General features: G+C 75.1%; 16 protein-coding genes. 4 read left to right on the top strand and 12 right to left on the bottom strand.

The genetic code is table 11. The features are described from left to right. Positions 1-3 precede the first annotated feature (3 nt). Positions 4-1,608: an ADP-ribosyltransferase domain-containing protein gene (locus OHA72_RS23590; RefSeq protein ID WP_327009950.1), complete on the bottom strand. Its 1,605-nt coding sequence runs from the start codon at positions 1,606-1,608 to the stop codon at positions 4-6. A 158-nt stretch (positions 1,609-1,766) separates the two neighbouring features. Between OHA72_RS23590 and OHA72_RS23585 the strand changes: the two genes are divergently transcribed. Continuing rightward, positions 1,767-2,444 (top strand): macro domain-containing protein, encoded by a 678-nt coding sequence (locus OHA72_RS23585; RefSeq protein ID WP_327009949.1) that lies wholly within the window; start codon positions 1,767-1,769, stop codon positions 2,442-2,444. A gap of 76 nt (positions 2,445-2,520) precedes the next feature. On the opposite strand, the gene OHA72_RS23580 is transcribed toward OHA72_RS23585, so the two are convergent. Beyond that, on the bottom strand, positions 2,521-2,703 hold the full coding sequence (locus OHA72_RS23580) for a hypothetical protein (RefSeq protein ID WP_327009948.1): 183 nt from the start codon (positions 2,701-2,703) through the stop codon (positions 2,521-2,523). A gap of 229 nt (positions 2,704-2,932) precedes the next feature. On the opposite strand from OHA72_RS23580, the gene OHA72_RS23575 reads away from it, so the two are divergent. Then, positions 2,933-3,751: a phosphatase PAP2 family protein gene (locus OHA72_RS23575; RefSeq protein ID WP_327009947.1), complete on the top strand. Its 819-nt coding sequence runs from the start codon at positions 2,933-2,935 to the stop codon at positions 3,749-3,751. Between the two features lie 30 nt (positions 3,752-3,781). Next, complete coding sequence (locus OHA72_RS23570) at positions 3,782-4,525, top strand: phosphatase PAP2 family protein (protein ID WP_327009946.1); 744 nt, start codon at positions 3,782-3,784, stop codon at positions 4,523-4,525. On the opposite strand, the gene OHA72_RS23565 is transcribed toward OHA72_RS23570, so the two are convergent. From OHA72_RS23565 to OHA72_RS23530, 8 genes are all read right to left on the bottom strand, one after another. Further along, a complete protein-coding gene (locus tag OHA72_RS23565) occupies positions 4,515-5,990 on the bottom strand; it encodes a carboxylesterase/lipase family protein (RefSeq protein WP_327009945.1) in 1,476 nt (491 codons plus the stop codon). The two genes, OHA72_RS23570 and OHA72_RS23565, sit on opposite strands and share 11 nt — an antisense overlap. 11 nt (positions 5,991-6,001) lie before the next feature. Continuing rightward, complete coding sequence (locus tag OHA72_RS23560; protein WP_327009944.1) at positions 6,002-6,895, bottom strand: MBL fold metallo-hydrolase; 894 nt, start codon at positions 6,893-6,895, stop codon at positions 6,002-6,004. Between the two features lie 77 nt (positions 6,896-6,972). Beyond that, positions 6,973-7,866 carry a helix-turn-helix domain-containing protein gene (locus tag OHA72_RS23555; protein WP_327009943.1) on the bottom strand — a complete coding sequence of 298 codons (894 nt, stop codon included), beginning with the start codon at positions 7,864-7,866 and terminating at the stop codon, positions 6,973-6,975. Positions 7,867-7,930: 64 nt separating this feature from the next. Then, a complete protein-coding gene (locus tag OHA72_RS23550) occupies positions 7,931-8,314 on the bottom strand; it encodes a RidA family protein (RefSeq protein ID WP_327009942.1) in 384 nt (127 codons plus the stop codon). Between the two features lie 52 nt (positions 8,315-8,366). Next, the gene (locus OHA72_RS23545; protein ID WP_327009941.1) at positions 8,367-8,900 is read right to left on the bottom strand and encodes a hypothetical protein; all 534 of its coding nucleotides are present in this window, start codon (positions 8,898-8,900) and stop codon (positions 8,367-8,369) included. Between the two features lie 42 nt (positions 8,901-8,942). After that, on the bottom strand, positions 8,943-10,001 hold the full coding sequence (locus OHA72_RS23540; protein ID WP_327009940.1) for a Gfo/Idh/MocA family oxidoreductase: 1,059 nt from the start codon (positions 9,999-10,001) through the stop codon (positions 8,943-8,945). A gap of 264 nt (positions 10,002-10,265) precedes the next feature. Beyond that, positions 10,266-13,397: a DUF4132 domain-containing protein gene (locus OHA72_RS23535; RefSeq protein ID WP_327009939.1), complete on the bottom strand. Its 3,132-nt coding sequence runs from the start codon at positions 13,395-13,397 to the stop codon at positions 10,266-10,268. Beyond that, entirely contained in the window at positions 13,280-13,876 is a 597-nt protein-coding gene (locus OHA72_RS23530) for a hypothetical protein (RefSeq protein WP_327009938.1), read from the bottom strand. The genes OHA72_RS23535 and OHA72_RS23530 overlap by 118 nt, the downstream gene beginning before the upstream one ends. Before the next feature lie 86 nt (positions 13,877-13,962). Between OHA72_RS23530 and OHA72_RS23525 the strand changes: the two genes are divergently transcribed. Continuing rightward, positions 13,963-14,511: a GNAT family N-acetyltransferase gene (locus OHA72_RS23525; protein WP_327009937.1), complete on the top strand. Its 549-nt coding sequence runs from the start codon at positions 13,963-13,965 to the stop codon at positions 14,509-14,511. A 62-nt stretch (positions 14,512-14,573) separates the two neighbouring features. On the opposite strand, the gene OHA72_RS23520 is transcribed toward OHA72_RS23525, so the two are convergent. Next, positions 14,574-15,614 (bottom strand): TerC family protein, encoded by a 1,041-nt coding sequence (locus OHA72_RS23520; protein ID WP_327009936.1) that lies wholly within the window; start codon positions 15,612-15,614, stop codon positions 14,574-14,576. 119 nt (positions 15,615-15,733) lie between these two features. After that, a complete protein-coding gene (locus OHA72_RS23515) occupies positions 15,734-16,762 on the bottom strand; it encodes a PucR family transcriptional regulator (protein ID WP_327009935.1) in 1,029 nt (342 codons plus the stop codon). Positions 16,763-16,896 lie beyond the last annotated feature (134 nt).

The following is a 16,896-nucleotide window of genomic DNA, read 5'->3' as shown; positions in this document are numbered from 1 at the left end:
GGGTCAGGTCACCTGGTGCTGCTCGGCGAGCTCGGTCAGCCGGACGGTGCACAGGCCGCCGCGCTCGGTCTTCACGTCGGTCACCTCGAGCTGGGTGCCGGGGGTCAGGATGAACTCCTCCTCGCCGGTGAACGCGGAGAAGCGGCGGATGCCGACGGCGCGCACGGGGTGGACCTCGAAGAGGGTGCGCTTGCCGCGGCGGCCGAGGAAGGCCTCGGCGACACTGAGCTTCGACGTGCAGGACGACACGCCCCACCAGGTGACGGTCTGGCCGGCGGGATACTGGGCGCGCAGGTCCATCGCCACGCCGCGCCACAGGGGCTCCTTGCGGGCGGGAAGCCGGGACACGGCGGAGAACAGCAGCCGCAGATACGGCAGGTAGGGCACGATGCGGGTGCGGTCGGGGCTGCGGAGGCTGGCGTTGATCTGCCGGTAGAACGCGGACTCGCAGGTATACAGGTAAAGTGCGGCCACCTCGTCGGCGGACAGGGCGCCGGCGTCGGTGGCGCGGCTGGTGCCGAACTGGTGCGACTGCTCGACGTGCCAGTCCAGGCCGGACAGGAGCTTGGCGGCGGGGGCGACGGCCTCGCGGAAGTCCATGAGCGGCGTGTCGAAGACGCCGGTGATGGCGGGCAGGGCGAGGCCCTCGTCCTTGACGCTGGCGAGGCGCTCCAGATAGAGCTGGTGCAGCTCCATTGTGGACGCGATGAACGCGGCCATGCGGTCGGCGGTCTCCGCGTCGGTGCGGCCGTCCTGCGCGGGGACCGTGTTCCAGCCCTTGCTGGGCAGCCAGTCGATCTCGTCGGCGCCGAGCGCGTCGAGGGCCTGGTTGACGGCGGCGAAGTGCTCGTTGTCGCAGAAGATGTCGCCCTGGGCGGCGGGGTTGGCGTGGTCGATGTGCCGGACCCGCACGCCGGGATACTTCTTCTCCAGGCGCTGCACGACGCTCTTGAGGCTGCGGGCGTGCGCGCCCCACCACGCGAACACCACGCTGCGGTCCTGCTCGTCGGGGGCCTCCTGCTTGGCCTTGAGGATCTCCTCGACGAGCCGCTCGACGACGGGACGCCAGAACGCGGTGTGCTGGTCGGTGGCCATGGCGCCGTCGCTGCTGGCGGTGAGCGCGGCGTTGAGCAGCAGGACGCCCTGCGTGAGCATCGCCTGGAACCACTCCGGCGGCTGCACCGTGTCGTGCTGCTTGAGCAGCTTGCGGATGTCGGCGATCGGCGTCTTCTTCGGGATGCCGTGCTTCCACATCGCCGCGGCCTTGATGATGCAGCGGATCGAGATGACCTTGCCGAACTGGCTGTCGTCCCAGTCGTGGAAGGTGTTGTCGAACATGGCGATGCCGGTGGCGCTCTCCGGCCGCGGATAGGGATTCTGGCCGAAGACGACGACCTTCCACTTGTGCGGCGGGTTGGGCTTGAGCGCCTGGAACGTCAGCTCCCGCACCGGCACGACCCGCGGGCTGCGGCCGGGGCCGATGAACGAGGCGGCGGACGGCTGCGCCTCGATGACCGGTTTCAGCAGCGGCAGCCACGGCTCGCCGCCGCCGCTGAACAGCTCGGCGAGGGCAAGAAGGTCGTCGGGCGAGGGGTTGGTGTCGCTCATCGTGGCTCCCGGGTCGGCACGGTGATGAAGGCCGGGGGCCGCGCAGGCCCCGAAGGCGCCCGGAGATTAACACCGACCTCTGACAATTTTTCGGCTGGAACGGCCCCGGTATCTTCGTGCTCGCCCGCAACCGCCCTTCGTCCACATCGGAGTGAGCCATGACCGAACGTGCAACGCAGCCGCAGCTCAGGGTCGTGCTGAGCGACGTCAACGCCAAGGTGGTGCAGGCGTGGCGGTCGGCGTTCGCCGACACCCCCGAGGTCGAGATCGGCAAGGGTTCGATCGTCGACCAGCACGTCGACGCCTGGGTCAGCCCGACCAACTCCCACGGCCGCATGGACGGCGGGGTCGACGCCGTCATCAAGCGGCACCTCGGCGCCGGCATCCAGCTGCGGGTGCAGCGGGCGATCCGCGACGGGTTCGCCGGGTCGCTGCCGATCGGCAGCGCCGTGTGCGTGCCGTCCGGCGCCGCCAACCCGAGGTTCCTCATCTCGACCCCGACGATGACCGAGTCGGTGCAGAACGTGCGCGAGACGCTCAACGTGGCCCTCGCCTGCGCCGCCGCGTTCCAGGCGATCCACCTGCAGAACGCCGCCGAGCCGGGCAGCATCACGTCGGTCGCGCTCGTCGGCATGGGCGCGGCGACGGGCAAGGTGCCGCCGCAGGTCTGCGCCAACCTCATGTGGGCCGGTTACACGCTGTTCCACGACTACACGTTCAGCGACTACGACGAGCTGCGCGCGACGGTCACCGCGCAGCTGGACGACATCGAGCGCCGGCCGGCGCAGGAGCGGGTCCGCATCGCCCCACCGGCACGCAACGACCGGCGCCGCTGACCAGAGGCACGTGAGCGCACGGCAGACCGGGACCGCCGCACCAGCGGGCGGTCCCGGTCCGGTCGACGACCACAGCTCAGTGGCAGCCGACGATCTTCACGTCGTCCGCCGCCCGGTACGCGGGGCCGTCCCGGAGCACGCCGGTGATCAGTGCCACGGTGGTCGTGCACGCGAATCCCGACCGCGACGCCTGCGCCCGGCGGACGAGGTCGAGCCGCCCGTGGTCGTTGACGTCCTCACCGCCAGGCGCACACGACACCACGCTGTTCTGCGTGCCGAGGCGGCCGAAGCGCCGGCTCGGCGGTCACCGCGGACCGCCCGCAGCTCACCGACGCGCAGGCGGCAACGTACACGCCGCAGCGCTACCTCGCCGGCGGCGACGGCTGGAACCCGGTGTTCTGAGCCCGGTGCACGCGCCTTGCACGCGGCCGGCCGCGACACTGACCGGCTGACGCTTCACCGCCGGCGTGATGGGGTATGCAGGACGGATGTCGCAACGACCACGACCCGGCTGGTGGCGGCGCCGCCTGGACCCGGAGCGTTCCCTCGGGCTGCGGCTGACCCTGGCCGCGGCCGCCGCGGTGCTGCTGCTGGTGCCGTTCACGGTGCTGATGCTGCTGGTCGCGGCCGCGTGGCCGCCGCTGCTGGACGTCGACGCCCGCCTCGCCGGTTCGCTGCACGCCGGGACGTCGGCGAACCCCGCCGCCGCCACGGCGTTGCAGCTGTGGACGGACGTGTTCGGGCCCGGGCCGCTGCGCGTGCTCGTCGGTCTCGTCGCGGTGTGGCTGTGGTGGCGGGGCGCCCGCCGGGTGGCGATCTGGGCGGTGGTCACGATGGCCGCCGGCGGGCTCCTCGGCGCCGGCCTGAAGCTGCTCCTCGGCCGGGACCGGCCCGAGTTCCTGGACCCGGTGTCGCAGGCGGCCGGGTACTCGTTCCCCTCAGGGCACTCGCTGACGGCCGCGCTCGGCGCCGGGGTGCTCCTGCTGATCTTCCTGCCGTTCGCCGCCGACGCCGCGCCGGCCCGCACGCGGCGGGCGGCGCGGTGGGCCATGTGCGGCGCCGCCGTCGTCGTCACCGCCGCGACGGGGCTGAGCCGGATCGCGCTGGGCGTGCACTGGCTCAGCGACGTCCTCGCCGGCTGGACCCTGGGCATCGCGATCGTGGCGGCCACCACGGCCGCGTTCGCCACCTGGCGTGGCCTGCCGGCGCGGCAGCGGTCCGCGGAGCACGCGTTCGACGAGGCGGTCCACCCGGACGGACACCACCCGGACGGACAGCACCCCGGCAGGCAGCACCCCGGCGAATAGCGGAAGGCGCGCCCGGGTATCAGGGGCGTCATGCACCTTGCCACGTTCACCACCGTCCTGCGGCAGGCCGCCGTCCGTGTCGTCCTGCCGGTGCTGGTCCTGTACGGCGCACTGGTCGGCCTCGGGCTCCTGGTGACCCGGGTGCTGCCGGACGTGTGGCCGCTGACCGTCGAGGACGGCGTGAACCGCGGCCTGGAGGCGCACCGCAGCGGCGGGCGCAACGACCTTTCGCTCGTGTTCAGCACCATCGCCAGTACACCGGCGATCATTGCGGTCACAGCGCTCGCGGCGATCGTCCTCGCCGTCGTCCTGCGCCGCTGGCGGGAGCCGCTGTTCCTGATCGCGGCGGTGAGCGCCCAGGCGACGGTCTTCCTGTTCACCACCCTCGCCATCGACCGGCAGCGGCCCGAGGTGGAGCGCATGGACGGCTCGCTGCCGACGTCGAGCTTTCCGTCGGGGCACACGTCGGCCGCGGTGGCGCTCTACTGCGGCCTGGCGCTCCTGCTCGCCCGTGGCGCCGCCCGGCCGTCGACCCGGGCCGCCTGGTGGGCGCTGCTGGTGCTGGTCCCGCTCGGGGTGGCGATGACCCGGATGTACCGGGGCATGCACCACCCGAGCGACGTCGTCGCGTCGTTCATCAACGGGGCGACCTGCCTGTTCATCATGGCCCGCGGCATCCTGGACCGCGCCGTGCACTGGGGTCCGGGCGACGACGCCGGCGCGGGCCGCGTGCCACGCCAGCGGGACGCGTCGACGGCGCCGGTCACGGCCTGAGGGCGGTCTCCAGGGGTTGGTCGGCCACGAACCGCCAGGCGCCGCCGAGCTCCTGCACGCCGGGCCGGCCGGGTGCCTGCGCGGGCCAGCCGGGGTCGCCGGTCGAGACGAACCGCACCCACGCGGCGTGCGTGCGCACGCCCAGGCCGGCGGGTGCGGCGGTGGTACCGAGCAGCGCCCCCGGCCCGTGCAGCGCCGGCAGGCCGGCCGTGCCGAACACGAACGGCAGCTCCATCACGTGGGAGGCACCGAGCTGCCCGTCGAGGGCGTCGGACCGCCACACGAAGCGGTAGCCGAACGTCGTCCCCCCGGCCCCGGCGTGCGCGGCGGCCATCCGCCGGGTGGGGGTGCCAAAGAGGGCGTCGCCGAGGATCGCGGTCCGCAGCCGCGCCGCGGTGGCGTCCGGTCGCGCCGCCCGGTACGCCGCGACCACGTCGTCGGGGCGGTCGTGGAAGCGCGCGGCGGTGGCCCGCACGTCCGCGTCGGTGGTGGCCGTGAGCAGCCCGAGCGGGGCGAGGTACAGGGCACCCTCGTCGAGGTTGGCGCCGATGAGCAGGTCGACGCCGCGGGCCGCGCCCTTCGCCACGGCCACCGCCGGCGGCTCCGGCAGGACCAGGCCCAACGGGGTGATGCCGCCGAGCGGGTCCGGTCCGGCCGGGGTCCGCAGGTCCAGGCCCGCCAGCCGGGGCACCACGGCGACCAGGTCCTCGTCGCTGACCCCCGCCAGGGCGCCGGCGGTCGGGGCGACGCCCAGCGCCCGCCCGGCCGCGGCCGCGACGAGTGCGCCCTGCGCCGGGGTGAACGTGCCGGCACCGCTCTGCATGACGGCGCGGCGCACCAGCCCCGCGGAGCGCGGGTCGGCGAGGACCCCGCCGACGATCGTGGCGCCCGCCGACTGCCCGGCGAGGGTGACGGCGCCGGGGTCACCGCCGAAGGCGGCGGCGTTGGCCGCGACCCACCGCAGCGCGGCGAGGACGTCGAGCAGCCCCCGGTTGTCCGGCGCGTCGGGCAGGTGCAGGAAGCCGGAGACACCCAGCCGGTAGTTGACGGTGACGAGGACGACGCCGTCGCGGGCGAACGCGGCGCCGTCGTACAGGGGCGCCCCGCCCGACCCGGCGGTGAAGCCACCACCGTGGACGAAGACCAGCACCGGCGCCGGCCGGTGCCCGGGGCGGTGTCCTGGGGCGGGCGCCCACACGTCGACGGTCAGGTGGTCGGCACCCCGGCGCCAGCCGGGCCCGAAGTACGGCGCCATGTCGAGAGCGCCGAACACGTCGCGGGCCGGCTGCGGCGCCGTCGGCCCGGGTGCGGTGGCGTCGCGGACGCCGGTCCAGCCGGCGTGCGGCCGGGGCACGGTGAAGCGGTCCCGGCCGGTGGGCGCGGCGGCGTACGGCACCCCGAGGAACACGGTGCCGCCGCCGCTCGCCCGGCCACGCACGGCACCGGAAGTGGTCGTGACGATCATGGCCGCCTCCATCAGTACCGGGGGAACGGTCCCCACTGCTTGACCCCGAACGACCCGCCGCGGTGCTCGACCTCCAAGGCGCTGTGCCCGGACAGGTGCGCGGGCAGGACCAGGGCACCGGTGTCCGCGGCCCAGCCGAGCAGCCGGCGGCGGGTCGCGCGGGCCTGCCCCGGGTGCTCGCAGAAGCAGCTGTCGTGATCCGGGTGCGACACCTGCAGCGGCGTGTGGATGAGGTCCCCGGCGAACAGCGCCCGGTCGGTACCGGAGCGCAGGATCAGCACGCTGGAGCCGGGGGTGTGCCCGGGCGCGGCCTCCAGGCGCAGCGCGGCGTCGATGGTGTGCCCGTCCTCCCACAGCTGGACCTGCCCGGCGGCGTGCACCGGCGCGACGCTGTCCTCGAAGACGTGCTCGTTGACGCCGCCGGCGATGCCGGGGTTGTTCGCCGGGTTCCAGTAGTGGAAGTCGGCGCGGGGCATCAGGTACGTCGCGTTCGGGAACGTCGGCACCCATGCCCCGTCGACGAGGCGGGTGTTCCAGCCGACGTGGTCGACGTGCAGGTGCGTGTTGACGACCAGGTCGACGTCCTCGGGGCGCACCCCGGCGGCGGCGAGCCGGTCCAGGTAGTCCAGCGCCAGGTGGTCCCAGACCGGCACCGCCGGGCGGGTCTTGTCGTTGCCGACGCCGGTGTCGACGAGGATGGTCCGGCCGTCGCTGCGCAGCAGCCACGTCTGCATGGCGACGTGGACCATGTCGTCGTCGCCGAGGTGGTCGGGGACGAGCAGGTCCCGCTGCTCCTGCCAGGCCTGCTCCGGCAGGTCCGGGAAGAACGCGCCGGTCGGCATGATCGGGCCGTGCATCTCCTCGACCCGGGTGACGGTGACGTCACCGAGTTTGATCTCGTTCACGATCGCTCCTTGCCGTGGTTTCGGGCAGGCGGCATCCGGCGCCCCATGACGGGCGCCCCGTTCCTGCACTGCTGGATCTAGTCGTGCCTGCGCGTCTGGTACGCCGTTGCCCGCGCGGTGGCGCCGGTGGCGGTGCTGTGCGCGAGGAGGGTCAGCGCCGCCTGCGACGGTGAGCCCGCCTCGGTGGTGGCGACGACGAGGTGCTGGTCCTGTTCGGTGCGCAGGGTCTGCTGGGTGACGCTCAGCGCGCCGACGAGCGGGTGGCGCATCTCGTACGCGGCCGCGCCGCCGGCCTTGACCCGGTGGTCGGCCCACATCGTCGCGAAGTCCTTGCTGGCCACGGACAGCTCACCGATCAGCGCGGCGAGCAACGGGTCGTCCGGGTGCCGCCCCGACACCATCCGCAGCGTCGCGACGACCGCGCGGGCCTTGCGGGGCCAGTCGGCGTACAGCTCCGCGGTGTGCGCGTCGAGGAACACCAGCCGGGCCATGTTCGGCCTGCCCCGCGGCCGGTCCGGCGCCGCCGGGTCGAGGTGACCGGCGAACAGGGCGTGCCCGGTCCGGTTCCAGGCCAGCACGTCGGAGCGCCGGCCGAGCAGCACCGCGGGCACGTCACCGAGCGCGGCGATGAGCTGCCGCGCCTCGGCCGTGACCACCTCCGGCGCGGGCCTGCGCGGCCGGGTCCGCTGCCGGGTGCCGGCGGCCAGCTCGTGCAGGTGCCGGCGTTCGGCGTCGTCGAGGCGCAGCGCCCCGGCGATCGCGTCCAGCACCCCAGGCGAGGCGTTGGTCGAGTGCCCCTGCTCCAGCCGCGAGTAGTACGAGGCGCTCACCCCGGCGAGCAGCGCCAGCTCCTCCCGGCGCAGCCCCGGCACCCGCCGGCGCTCCCCGTACGTGCTCACGCCGGCGTCCTGCGGCCGCAGCTGTGAGCGGCGGGTCTGCAGGAACTCTCCGAGCCGGCGTTTCGCGTCCATGGGGCAAGTATCGGCAGCCCACCGGCCAGGCAGCCACACCTTGCCAGGGATAGGCTGGCGCGCCCTACCCGGGCAGGACGGCGATGCCCTCGATGGAGATCAGCAGGTTCCGCGGCAGCTTGACGTTCGCGGGCGCCGACCGGGCCGGCGGCGGGTCCGGCATGAACCGCGCGTAGACGGCGTTGATCGCGGCGAAGTCCTCGACGTTCGTGTAGAAGATGGTCGTCTTCACCAGATCCTGCAGCGACGCCCCGGCGGCCGCCAGGACCGCGCCGAGGTTGCGCAGCGCCTGCTCCGTCTGCTCCTCGATCCCGTCCGGCGCCACCCCGGTCGCGGGGTCGATCCCGGCGGTGCCGGAGCAGAACACGAAGCCACCGGCGACGATCGCCTGACTGTACGGCCCGATCGCGGGCGGCGCGTCGCCGGTCGAGACTGCCTCACGGGTCATCGTCGGACCTCTCTTGTCGCGGCCATCCGCCGAATGTACCGACTCCGCCGGCTCAACGGGACTGGCTGACGCCGCCGTCGGCCCCGATGCGCAGCCCCGCCTGCGGCGCACCACCCGCGCACGTCGCGGCGGCGGTGGGCGAGGCCTTGTCGCCGGGGCACGCGATCGACGGGCGCACCAGCAGTTCGGCGTTGATGGCGAGGGGCGCGCCCGGCGGGGTCGTGACCGTCACCGTGACCGGGTCCGCGGTCAGCTGGGGCACCGGCGCATAGCCGTACCCGGGGCCCGGGCCGGGCAGCTGCACGGCGCCGCACGCGGTGTCCGCGCCGGCGGTCCCGGTCTCGCAGGGCATGGCGCTCACCGGCCCGGAGATGTGCAGCGGCACGTCCTGCTCGTGGCAGCCCCAGTCGCCGCAGACCCGCACGTGCACCTGTGGCACCCGCGGCGCCACCGCCTCGTCGACCTCGACCCCGAAGCCACGCAGCGGCGCGGGTCCCCCGGCGATCCCGTCCGGCGCGCCCGCCCCGCCCGGGCCGGCGCACCCGCTCAGCGCGACCAGCAGCAGCACTGTCAGCAGTCTTCTCACGTCAGTACCGACGCCGCCGGCCGCCCTCCGGTTCCCTCCCGCTCAGTCGAGGGTGACCACCTGGCGGGTGTCCGCGGAGCGCCGGGCGGCCTCCAGCACGGCGAGGGTCGCGACCGACCCGGCCGGGTCGACCGGCGCCGGCGCGCCGTCACGCAGCGCGAGCACGAGCTCGCTGTAGAACCGCTGGTATGCGCCCGGCTCGGTCCGCACGGCCTCGTCGTGCCCGTCGACGGTCAGCACGCCGTAGCGCGCCGGGTCGTCCTCGCCCCACCCCTCCTCGGAGGGCAGCCGCCCCGCCTTCAGCGCGTCCTCCTGCACGTCCATGCCGTGTTTCGTGTACGCCCCCCGGTCCCCGAGCACCCGCAGCCGCGGCCCCGCGGCCGCCGCCAGGGCACTCATCCACAGGTGCGACCGCGCGTCACCGTCGTGCCGCAGCGCCACGAACACGTCGTCGTCGACCTCGATGCCGTCGCGGCGGCTGTGGACCTCCGCGTAGACCTCCGTGGCCGGCCCCAGCAGCTGCAGCGCCTGGTCGACCAGGTGGCTGCCGAGGTCGTACAGCAGCCCACCGGCGTCGGCGGGGTCGTCACTCTCCCGCCAGCCGCCCTTCGGCACCGGCCGCCACCGCTCGAACCGCGACTCGAACCGCAGCACCCGCCCCAGCGCCCCCTCACCGACGAGCCGCCGCACGGTGAGGAAGTCGCCGTCCCAGCGCCGGTTCTGGTACACGCTGAGCAGCAGCCCCCGCTGCGCCGCCAGCCGCACCAGCGCCTCACCTTCGGCGGCGGTCGCCGTCAGCGGCTTGTCGACGACGACCGGCAGCCCCGCGTCCAGGGCCGCCCGGGCGAGCGGCGCGTGCGTCCGGTTCGGCGAGGCGACGACGACCACGTCGAGGTCCCCCGCCGACGACCACAGCTCCTTGGCCGTGTCCAGCAGCGCGGCGCCCGGGTGTGCCGCCGCGGCGGCCCGGCGGCGCTCCGGGTTGGCGGTGACGATCGCACTCAGCCGCAGCCCTGGCGTGGTGCTGATCAGCGGCGCGTGAAACGCCGAACCGGCCGTGCCGTACCCGACCAGCCCGACGCGCAGTGAGGTCTCGCTCATGCTGTGCAGTCTCCCCTACCCCACCACCCGCGGTTGCGCTGCACAGCGCGATTCCAACCAACCCGCCCTCCGCCACCGCGCCGGCGCCACCCCTTCACCGACCCCAAAACCGCACAAATCACCCAGGCAGGCGCGGAACCTCACCTGAAGCCAGCGCCGCTCTCGATCCAATGACGGATCCGGCCACCCCGACGACCAGATCCGCAATTCGATCACGACCGGGGGCGGAAGATCGCCGTCCGGGGCGTGGTACTACCCGGTCCGTCACTCCACCAGAGCGAGCAGGTCGCGGACCGTCTCGGAGAACGTGACAGGGTCGACCACGACGGTCCCGGGCCCGTGCTGCCCGGGACCAGGTCGACCGGACGCCGGCGCTGCGCTGTGCGCGGGTCCCGGCTGACCAGGCGTCCGCGCCGCGGCGTGCGCGGGTCCCGGCTGACCGGACGGGTGCACTGCGGCGTGCGCGGGTCCCGGCTGACCGGACGGGTGCACTGCGGCGTGCGCGGGTCCCGGCTGACCGGACGGGTGCACTGCCGCCGGTGGCGGTGGGCGCCTGCCGGGGTCGGGCTCCACGCGGACGGCGGTCACGGTCTGCGCTCCGGCGCCGTCGGGCCAGCCGGCAAAGACGCCCGGGTCGAGCTCGACCACGATCCGGCCGCCGCCCGGCACGGGACGGGAGACCGCGCAGATCCTGCCGCCGTCCTCCGGAGTGGCCCGCACCCAACCGCGGCGGTCGAGCAGGAACAGCCGCCGCCCGTCGGTCGTCCGTCCCACGACACCGGCACCGAGCCCGCCCGCCGCATCGACACCGCGCCCGCCCGCAGCGCCCGCACCAAGCCCACGTGCGGACCCGGCGCCCGGCCCGCCCGCACCCACCCCGCCCACAGCGCCCGCACCAAGAACGCCCGCACCCGGCCCGACCGGGACGCCGGCACCCATCCCGCCCGCAGCGCCCGCACCAAGCCCATCCGGCCCGCCCGCACCCATCCCGCCCGCAGCCAGCCCGACCGGGACGCCGGCACCCATCCCGCCCGCAGCGCCCGCACCAAGCCCATCCGGCCCGCCCGCACCCGGCCCGCCCGCGCCGGGTCCGGCCGCACCGGACCGGGGCGGGGTGACCGTGTCGGGTTCGGGTGGGGCGGCGGCGGGGGGTCGGGGTGGGTGGTGGACGTCGCGGGCGAGTTGGGGGAACGGCTGGAGGATCTCGTAGTCGGCGAACAGCTGGGTCCACAGCGGCACGGTGGCGGCGAGGTGGATGGGGTGGGCCACGCCGACGACGGCGTCGTCGGGCAGGGTCACGGGCTCGTCGGTGACGCCGGCAAGGGTGCGGTCCTCTGCGAGGCGGAACGCGGTGACGAGGGTCGCGTGCGGGCCCGGGGCGTCGAAGGTGGCCCACACCAGGTGGCGGGCGATCTGCCACAGCAGCGGATGCGGCAGGACGCCGTGGCGGAAGGCGGCGCCGGACCAGCGGGACTGGGTGGTCATCGCGGTTTCGAGGCGGCGGGTCTGCTCGATGGCGATCGTCCGTGCCTCCTTGCGCAGCGCGGCGAAGTGGGCGGAGGCGGACGGTGCCAGCGCCGGGTCGTCGGAGGCGGTGGGGTTCGGCAGGGTGCGGCGGCGATGGCCGGTGTGGTCGAGGACGTAGGGCCGGAGGTGCTCGTCGAAGCCGGCGGTGAAGCGGCGCGGGCCGTAGTCGAGGGTGAGGGTGGCGTCGGCGGCGAGGCCGAGGTCGGGGACCAGGCGGTCGGCGAGCTCCTCGGCGCTGAGGCCGGCGGCGGCGGCGGCAGCGGCGTCGGCGGCGCGGCGGGCGGCGTGGTCCTTGAGCCGGCCCGTCGCCTGGACGGCGAGGCGGTGCAGGTGGCGCAGCGCGGCGGGGGTGCCGATCGCGGCGAGGACGTCGGCGCCGTGGCGGGCGTTGGTGTGCTCGCCGGCGGCCGGCCAGTCGCGCAGGAGCGGGCCGAGGCGCGTGGCGGTCGTGTCGTCGCCGATGAGGCCGAGCGCGGTGAACGCCCACCGTTGCGCCGACGGGCGGCCCGCCGCCTGCCAGCTCTCGAAGAGCGCCCAGCCGAAGCCGGCGAGGCTCGCCGGGTCGCACGCCTCTCGGACGGAGGCGACCCCGGCATAGGGCTCCTCCAGCGTCGACATGGCCAGGATCGTGACGAGGTGACGGGCGGCGCCGGCGGGCAGCGCGGTGCCGTCGCGGAGCTGGACGCGGGGCAGCAGCGCGGCGTCGGCCCAGCCGGGGGTGGCGGGGATCCGGGCCGGCAGGACGTGCAGCGGGTCGGTGTCCAGCAGGGCCCGGATGCCGTCGAGGGCGGCCGGACCGTGCCGCTCGGCGGCGGCGAGCACCGTGTCGGTGTGTCCACTTCGGACGATGTGCCGCAGGGCGTGCTCGGCGTCGCGGCGGGGTGCGCCGGGCCGGGCGAGGGCCGCCGGGACGAGCGCGGTGGCGGCCGCGGCGGGGTGGCGGCGCAGCCACTCGCGGGCGACCGGCCGGGCCTGCTCGGAGCGGGCGAGCCAGCCGGCCATCCACGCGGCGACGTCGGGCCCGGTCCTGTCGAGGAGCGCCTCGGCGTCGGCCGCCACCCACGACCCAGCACCCCGGCCGGGGAACGCGGGCGGGTCGGGGCAGACGAGCCCGGCGACGACGGGGGCGGCAGGCCGGCGGACCGTCCACGGTGGACTCGCGAGCACCTCAGGGAGCGCCGCCGCCGCGGCGACCGGGCCGGCATCGACGTCCAGCAGCGCCCGGACCCGCGCGGCCGCCGGCTCGCTGAGGTCCGGCAGCAGCCGGGTCGCGCGGGCCGGGTCGGCGCGGACGTGCGCGGCGAGGAGCACCGCGACGGTCTGGTGCGCGGGGCCCTCGGCGAGGCGGCGCAGGGCCCGCTCCGGGAACCGGCGGACCGCCGCGGCCAGAGCCGGCTGCACCTGCCGCCAGCCGGAGCGCTCCGTCAACGCGTCGAAGGCGCTGTCGGTGGGGAACACGGCCAGGATCCGCGCCGTCCAGGTGACCGCGTCGGCGGACAGCGACGCCGTGCGCAGCAGGTGCAGCAGCAGCGGCTCGAGGTCCGGGCCGGCCGCCGCGGCGAGGGTGAGGATCGTCGGCTCGTCCCAGAACAGCCAGTGCGGCTCCACCGCCCGCAGCAGGACCTCGAGCTGCCCGTGGGTGCCGGCGGCCGGCAGCAGGAGCCGGCAGAGGGTCTCGTCGCCGGCGGCGGCGAACGTCGCGCAGTCCTCGTCGACCCACGCGGTCTCGGTCGGGGCGAGCAGCGACGCGGTCAGCCGCCGCAGCGGGCGCGGGTCGTCGCGCAGGGCGGCGAGGTCGGCGACGACGGCGCGGTGCTCGTCGTCGCCGGCGGCGGCGAGGTGCGCCCGCAGCCGCAGGGAGAGCCGCATCCAGACGTCGCGCAGGAACGCCTGACGGGGCCGGCCGGCTCGGCGTGCGCGACGAAGCTGGTCGCGCCGGTGCGGTCGGCCCCGGCATACACGCCGGCCACCGCGGCCACGATCCGCGCCACGTGCCGCACGCCCGAGCCGGTCACCCACACGTCGACCAGGGAGTCATACGCCGCCTGCGGGGTGCGCCCGGCATGCCGTGGCAGCGCGGCCATGACGGCGGCCACCCCGAGCGGCGGCGCGCCGCCGCTCTCCGCCGGCCCGGCCGCGACCAACCGGACGGCGGCGGCGATGTCGGCGGGTGTCCCGGCGTGCCCGGCGACGCCCGGCAACCGCCGCAGCGCCTTGCCGAGATCCTCGGCCAGGTCGGCGTCGACGGCGGCCGCCACCCGCAGGGCGGGCCCGGGACCGCCCCGCCGCGGGACGACGTGCCGCCCCCACGCCGCCGGCACCTCGAACACGTCCTCGCTGCCCGCCATCACGACCCCCCGTCGCCACCCGACCCGGCCCCGCCACCATAACCAGACCCCCCGACAGAAACCGGCGCCGCTGTATCGTGACGATCATGTTCAACGTCGCACTCGCCGATGGGGCGCAGCTCCGGCCGCTCGAGCCGTGGCAGGCCGAGGAGTTCCTCGCGCACATGGACCGGGCCCGGGCGACCGTGGACCCGTGGATCCCGTGGGCGGGCGTCAGCACCGACCTGGACTCCGCCACGGCGACGCTGCAGCGGTACGCGGACCTCGCCGCCCGCGACGCCGGCCGGCTCTACGGCATCTGGCTCGACGGCACCCTCGTCGGCGGCACGATGTTCGTGGCGTTCGACGCCGCGGCGGGCACCTGCGAGATCGGCTGCTGGCTGGAGCCGGCCGGGCAGGGGCGGGGGCTCATCACCCGCGCGGCGCGGGTCCTCATCGACTGGGCGGTGCACACCCGCGGCATCCACCGCGTGGAGTGGCACTGCCGCCCCGACAACACGGCCAGCAGCAACGTCGCCCGCCGCCTCGGCATGCGGCTGGACGGTGTGCTGCGGGAGGTGCACCCGTACCGCGGCGTCCGCCACGACCTGGAGATCTGGTCGCTGCTCGCAACCGACACGCGGCAGACCGGCTGACACGGCGGGCCGGCCGGCACGGTGAGGGGCGGCGGCCCGGATGGACCACCGCCCCTGTCCGGCTACGGCACGGACCGCGAGGAACGTTCCGCGTCACCGGAGGACTCCAACGCCTCCGGCGCCTCGGACGCCTCGGACGCCCCGGACGGTGGCGGCTCGGCGGACTCGACCTCCGGTGGGTGGCGCAGGCTGAACACCACCGACGCGGCCAGGACGAGCACGACGACCGTGAGGCTGACCAGCGACGGGATCTCCGGGATCGACGTGCTGATCGTCTTGTGCGCGGCCTGCAGGATCAGCTTCACGCCGATGAAGGCAAGGATGATCGCCAGGCCCTTCGACAGGTACCGGAAGCGGTCCAGCATCCCCGCCAGGAGGAAGTACAGCGCCCGCAGGCCGAGGATGGCGAACGCGTTGGACGAGTACACGATGAACGTGTCGTCGCTGACCGCGAGGACCGCGGGCACGCTGTCGACGGCGAAGACCAGGTCGGCGGCCTCGATCGCGACCACGACGACGAGCATCGGGGTGGCGACCCACTTCGCCGCCTTCTTGACGAAGAACTTCGCGCCGACGTATTCGTCCTGCACCGGCAGGATCCTGCGGACCAGCCGGACGGCGACGTTGGTGCTCGGGTCGTAGTCGTCCTCGCTGTCCTTCACCAGCTTGTACGCGCTCCACAGCAGGATCGCCGCGAAGACGAACAGCACCACGGTGAACTTGCTGATGATCGCCACACCGGCGGCGATGAAGATCGCGCGGAAGATGAGGGCGCCGATGACGCCGTAGAACAGCGCCCGGTGCTGGTACTGCTTGGGCACGGCGAAGTAGCCGAAGATGAGCGCGAACACGAACAGGTTGTCGACCGACAGGCTCTTCTCCAGCAGCCAGGCGGTCGTGAACTCGACGCCGGCCTCCGCGCCGAGGGTCGCCCAGACCAGGCCCGCGAACGCGAGTGACAGCGCCACCCACACCGCGCTCCAGCGGGCTGCCTCGCGGAAGCCGATGACGTGTTCCTTGCGGTGGGCGAACAGGTCGACGGCGAGCATGACGACGACACTGATGCCGAACGTCGCCCACAGCCAGATCGGCACATCGAGCATGAGGTCTCCTCCAGAGCAGTCGTCTGGGTTCCAGCGTCGCGCGTGATCCGGGGGTGCCGCCGCGTCCGCCACTGGACAATCCGCCGGGTGTATGTTGCCGACCGTCGGCAACGCGATGCTCAGCCCTCGAGGGGCGTGGCGGGCCAGTCGAGCAGCCTCGCGGCGGTCACCGCGGCGTGCAGGGTGAGCCGCTCGGCAGGGTCGGCAGGGTCTCTTCCGATCAACTCTGCCACGCGGGCCAGGCGGTACGTGACGGCCCGCACCGACAGGTTCAGCCGCGCCGCCGTCTCGGTCGCGACGCAGCCCGTCGCGTAGTACGCGTCGAGGGTCTCGATGAGGGGCCCGGCGCCGCCGCGGGCCCGGGTCAGCGGCGTCAGGGTGCTGCGCACGAGGTCGTGCACCGCGGGCAGGTCCTGCAGCAGCACCCGGTAGATGCTGAGGTCCCGGGCGTCGACGACGGGCTGCTCCAGGCCGAGGCGGACCGCGAGGTCCAGTGCGTAGCGGGCCTCGTCGTGGCTGGTCCGCACCGCCGCCGCGCCGATCCGGGGGCTGCTGACCGCGCCGCGCCACGACCGGGTGTCCCGCGCCGCGCGGGTCTGGGCGTCCAGCTCGCGCACGACGATGTCGCGCACCGACTGGACGGCGGCGGCGTCCGGCGCGGCGAACACGCAGATGAGATCACCCGACCGGATGAGCACGAGCGGCTGGGCGTCGCCGTGGCGGCCCTGCAGGGCGCGCTCCAGGCGCCCCGGCGTGGCGGCCGTGTCGGGCCCGCCGAACCCGGCCGGCCGGCGCACGACGAGGACCGCGACCGGTCCGGACAGCGTCAGCCCGATGTCGGCGGCCGGCCCGGTCGCCTCGATCGCCTGCTGGCCACCGGCGAGCAGGGCCTCCATCACGTCGTGCTTGACCGACTCCTGGAGCCGGATCACGTCGGCGCGGGCCAGCTGGAACCCCTCCACGAGCGCCGCGACACCGTCGTCGGCGGCCCGCAGCACCGCGAGCGCGGCACCCCGGACCCGTTCGGCGTCCCCGCCGGCCACTTCGGGCGCGTCCCGCCACAGCCGCCACGCCGCCGACAGGTACAGGTCCACCAGGGCGCGCAGCGCCACGCCCGCACGGCCGCGCGCCGCCCGGACGCCGCGCACGCCTCCAGCTCCCGGCGGCGCAGCCGCCGGCCACCGGCGGTCGCCGCGACGACCGCGGGCAGGAAACCGCCGAGCAGCGCCGGGTCGACCCCACCGGCGTCGGCGGACGCGGCGGCGGCGATGCGGTCCAGGTC

This window comes from Dactylosporangium sp. NBC_01737 (assembly GCF_035963215.1).
Taxonomy (GTDB): Bacteria; Actinomycetota; Actinomycetes; order Mycobacteriales; family Micromonosporaceae; genus Dactylosporangium.
This window is presented reverse-complemented; position numbering and strand designations above follow the sequence as displayed.

Bases quoted from the DNA above. Each gene is read 5' to 3' on its own strand.
- OHA72_RS23590 (WP_327009950.1), bottom strand. From the start codon at position 1,608: ATGAGCGACACCAACCCCTCGCCCGACGACCTTCTTGCCCTCGCCGAG.
- OHA72_RS23585 (WP_327009949.1), top strand. From the start codon at position 1,767: ATGACCGAACGTGCAACGCAGCCGCAGCTCAGGGTCGTGCTGAGCGAC.
- OHA72_RS23575 (WP_327009947.1), top strand. From the start codon at position 2,933: ATGTCGCAACGACCACGACCCGGCTGGTGGCGGCGCCGCCTGGACCCG.
- OHA72_RS23570 (WP_327009946.1), top strand. From the start codon at position 3,782: ATGCACCTTGCCACGTTCACCACCGTCCTGCGGCAGGCCGCCGTCCGT.
- OHA72_RS23565 (WP_327009945.1), bottom strand. From the start codon at position 5,990: ATGATCGTCACGACCACTTCCGGTGCCGTGCGTGGCCGGGCGAGCGGC.
- OHA72_RS23555 (WP_327009943.1), bottom strand. From the start codon at position 7,866: ATGGACGCGAAACGCCGGCTCGGAGAGTTCCTGCAGACCCGCCGCTCA.
- OHA72_RS23550 (WP_327009942.1), bottom strand. From the start codon at position 8,314: ATGACCCGTGAGGCAGTCTCGACCGGCGACGCGCCGCCCGCGATCGGG.
- OHA72_RS23540 (WP_327009940.1), bottom strand. From the start codon at position 10,001: ATGAGCGAGACCTCACTGCGCGTCGGGCTGGTCGGGTACGGCACGGCC.
- OHA72_RS23535 (WP_327009939.1), bottom strand. From the start codon at position 13,397: ATGCGGCTCTCCCTGCGGCTGCGGGCGCACCTCGCCGCCGCCGGCGAC.
- OHA72_RS23530 (WP_327009938.1), bottom strand. From the start codon at position 13,876: ATGGCGGGCAGCGAGGACGTGTTCGAGGTGCCGGCGGCGTGGGGGCGG.
- OHA72_RS23525 (WP_327009937.1), top strand. From the start codon at position 13,963: ATGTTCAACGTCGCACTCGCCGATGGGGCGCAGCTCCGGCCGCTCGAG.
- OHA72_RS23520 (WP_327009936.1), bottom strand. From the start codon at position 15,614: ATGCTCGATGTGCCGATCTGGCTGTGGGCGACGTTCGGCATCAGTGTC.